1 protein-coding gene is annotated in these 3,745 nt (G+C 31.7%); it reads left to right on the top strand.

Annotated features, from left to right (window positions below):
* Window positions 1-211 precede the first annotated feature (211 nt).
* On the top strand, window positions 212-3,508 hold the full coding sequence (locus Q0138_RS07155) for an Ig-like domain-containing protein (protein ID WP_297982644.1): 3,297 nt from the start codon (window positions 212-214) through the stop codon (window positions 3,506-3,508).
* Window positions 3,509-3,745: the final 237 nt, after the last annotated feature.

Here is a 3,745-nt window from a genome sequence, read left to right on the forward strand (position 1 = left end):
TCGTGACTGGAGTTCAGACGTGTGCTCTTCCGATCTAAGATTTTTAAGTTAAATTTATATGTATTTTATTAAAAAAGTATTATTAAGAATATGTGAATATTTAATATTTCTAAAAATATTAAATTATTTTCAATTGCTTTTTTAAATGTTTTAATGTGAAATAGTATAAACATTTTTAAAATTTATTTAATTTATTAACAGATGTGATAGCATGAAATTGAATAAAAAGATTTTATCTGCATTGTTTTTACTATTATTTGTCTTGATTGCTGCTGTTAGTGCAGCAGACAATAGTGATTTAAATGATGCAGTAATTCAAGATTATAATGATAATGATAATAATGATATTGGAATTGTCATAGATGAGAAATCTGATAATTCCATTTTGTCCGAACCTTCTCTGGATGATTCTGTTTTGTCAGATTCTTCTCCTGATGATTCTGTTTTGGATGATGAAAATTCAATTGGTCTGGATGATAAAAAGGAAATTTCAAATAATAAATTGTCTTCTAATGACGTCATTTCTAATGATCCAATAAGTATTGGAGAGGAAGATGACGACTACTATGATGAGTGGGATGATGATTGGATTGATGATGGTGATGATGGTGGTGATGATGACAACATCTTATTAGGCTTTGATATCTTTAATTTGGATGAAATTCCTGATGAATATGGTAATATTATTATAGAAGCCTATTTGTCTGTAGATGGTGAAAATCTTACTGGAGAGGTTCTATTTGAAATTTTTAATGAAGATGATGACCTTGTACTAAGCAAGACTGCTCCTGTAATCTTTGATGAATTGGATGTTGATGGTGATAAATGGTATAATTCCACTATTGATTTAACAGGCCTTTTACCAAAGGGATATTATACACTGAATGCAACCTATCTAGGTGATGAAAATTACGGCAGGGAATCTTTGGGGGATGAAATTATTTATGAGTTTACCATTGAAAAGAACATTCCTACATTCACATTTACAAAGGATTTAAACGAATATGGTGATTTATTCATTGATGCAATCGTAAATAATGATGCAGATGGTGATGTTTCATTCAGATTCATATCAGGCAAAAGTGAAAAGATTTCAATTGTTTCAGTTGAAAACGGACATGCCTATTATGAAAACTTCGATGTCTTTGAAAAGGGCACCTATGATCTTGTAATTGAGTTTTTAGGAGATAATAATTATTATGGGGCTAAAATCAACACTTCTGTAACTTTCACTAAAAACAACCCTAAATTAGCTGTTTCAGTAGATGTAAATGAATTTGGAAGCATCATAATTGATGCAAGCCTTGACAAGAGGGTCAATGGAGACATAAACTTTTCAATTTATTATGAAGGTCAAATTGATGAGGATGGATATGTCTGCGGACTTATTGATGAGATTAAAAATGGAAAGGTTAGTTTTAACCAATACATTCGCTTTTTAAATGGCAGTTATGATGTCTATGTTGTATTTGACGGCAACGATGACTTCTATAAGGCAGTTTACACCACAACTGTTGAAGTTACAAAATTGCTTCCTCACCTAAATGTAAATTCAATCAAAATCGATGATTACGGTAATCTGATAGTTAATGCAAGTGTGGAAGAAAGTGCTACAGGTTCAATGACCTTTGACATTGACAATAAGATGGGTAGGGTCATTAAGGTAAGCGTTCCTGTTGAAAATGGTATTTCATACTGTGTTGAAAAGAATATTGCATCTGAAGGGGATTATGAAATTACCGTCAAATATTTGGGTGACAATCATTACTTTGCTGAAGAGGAGGTTACAAGTACAGTTTCACTAAAAAGCATACCTGATTTTGATTTGATTCCTTCTGTAAGTGATTCTGGCAATTTGATTATTGATGGAAGATTGAATTCTAATGCAACAGGCAATATAAGCTTATTGGTATATGAAAACAATTCACTGGTTTTAAATTCAAGCCAATCAATCAAGGATGGAAGCATTCACTATGAAAGTCTTCCATTGGAAAAGGGAGATTATGAAATTCTTGCAAGTTATCTTGGGGATTGGCAATATTATATGGTTGATAAAAGCTCTTCAATATCCTTAATAAAGGAAGTTCCAAACTTAAGCATACTCCCATCAGTTAATGGAGGAGTCATTTTTGTCAATGCTACAATCGATAAGGCAGCCATTGGATTAATCAAATTTGATATTATTGATGCAAACGGAAGGGCAGTAAGCTTATCCAAGGACATTCAGAATGGTGAAGCAATATTTGATGATGAAATGGTCTTTGCTAAAGGAAATTACACTGTCATGGCCAGTTTTGCCGGAGATGATAATTTCTATAACGCTTCAGTAAGTCAGGATATCTTTGTTGATAAGGGCATTTCCAGATTGGTTTTAACTAATGTGGCAGATCAAGGCAGCTTCATCATTTGTGATGCCATTGTAGTTGCTGAAGGCAATCCAAGCGGAAATATTGTCTTTACAGTTTATAAGGATGGAAAACTCTTTAACACATCAAGTGTTCCTATTGAAAACTCAATTGCAAGGCTTGATTTGGAAGGAGTCTTTGAAAAGGGCGATTACAGAATACTTGCAAACTATTCAGGTGATGCAAATTACTGTTCCAGCTTTAATGAAATGGCATTCCGCTTTGATAAGTCAAATCCAAATCTTGAGATTTCTGCAAGTGCCGCTGATGACGGTTCCATTTCAATCAATGCAAGTGTGGATAATGGTGCAAGCGGAAATATTCTCTTTGAAATAAAAGACACAAATAATAAGGCAATTCTTGTTTATGCTCAAATAACTAATGGTACTGCTAAATTTGATGATTCCACCTTATTTGACATTGGCGATTATCAAATCAGAGCAATTTATGCTGGAGATTCCAATTATCTAAATGATTCAATAAGCACTAATATAAGCGTTAAAAGCAAGTATGTTCATGTAATGAAGGCAAGCCAAATCAATTGCAGCAACATGACCACTAAGGCAATCACAAGTGCATTGGTAAGAGATGGCAAATACTTCGTTTACACATTGTTGGATGAGGATGGCAATCCTCTGGTCGGAAAGACAGTTTTAGTTGGATTCAATGGGCATGTCTATAATTACACTACAGATGAAAATGGTCAGGCTAAAACTCAGGTAAACCTTAGAATTGCAGGAGGCTACACCTTTGCAATTTGTTTCCTTGGTGATGAGGATTACAATTCCACCTTTGCGGTAGCTAAGATAACAGTTGAAAAACAAAAGCCTAGTTTAACAGTTCCTGCTAAAAACTATAAGGCAAATGCCAAGACAAAAACATTGACTGCCACCTTTAAGGACGCTAAGGGAGTAGCTGTTAAAGGCAAAAAGATTACATTTACAGTCAATGGAAAATCTTATACAGCTACAAGCAATGCAAATGGAATTGCTAGCGTTAAGGTAAGTTTGAATTCTAAGGGAAGTTATTCATTCGTTGCAAAATACAATGGTGATGACACATTTTTAGCTGTTACACACTCTGCTAAATTGGTTTTAAAATAAATGGTTTAAAAGTAGTTTAATATTTATTAATATTTTAAATTGTTTTTAAAACCTTTAAATAATTATTTTTTATAAAAAATAATTTAAATTAATTATTAATTAATATAACTAATTTATTTTCTTTTTTTAGATTTTTAATCTTATTTTTTAAATAAATTTTTATTTTTATTTTATTTTTAATTATTTTTAATCTTATTTTTTAAATAAATTTTTATTTTTATTTTATTTTTAATTATT

Origin of the sequence: uncultured Methanobrevibacter sp., assembly GCF_937906425.1 — an archaeon.
Lineage (GTDB): Archaea > Methanobacteriota > Methanobacteria > Methanobacteriales > Methanobacteriaceae > Methanobrevibacter.

What these genes read in the sequence shown, in the direction of transcription:
- Q0138_RS07155 (WP_297982644.1), top strand. Translation starts at nt 212, where the DNA reads ATGAAATTGAATAAAAAGATTTTATCTGCATTGTTTTTACTATTATTT.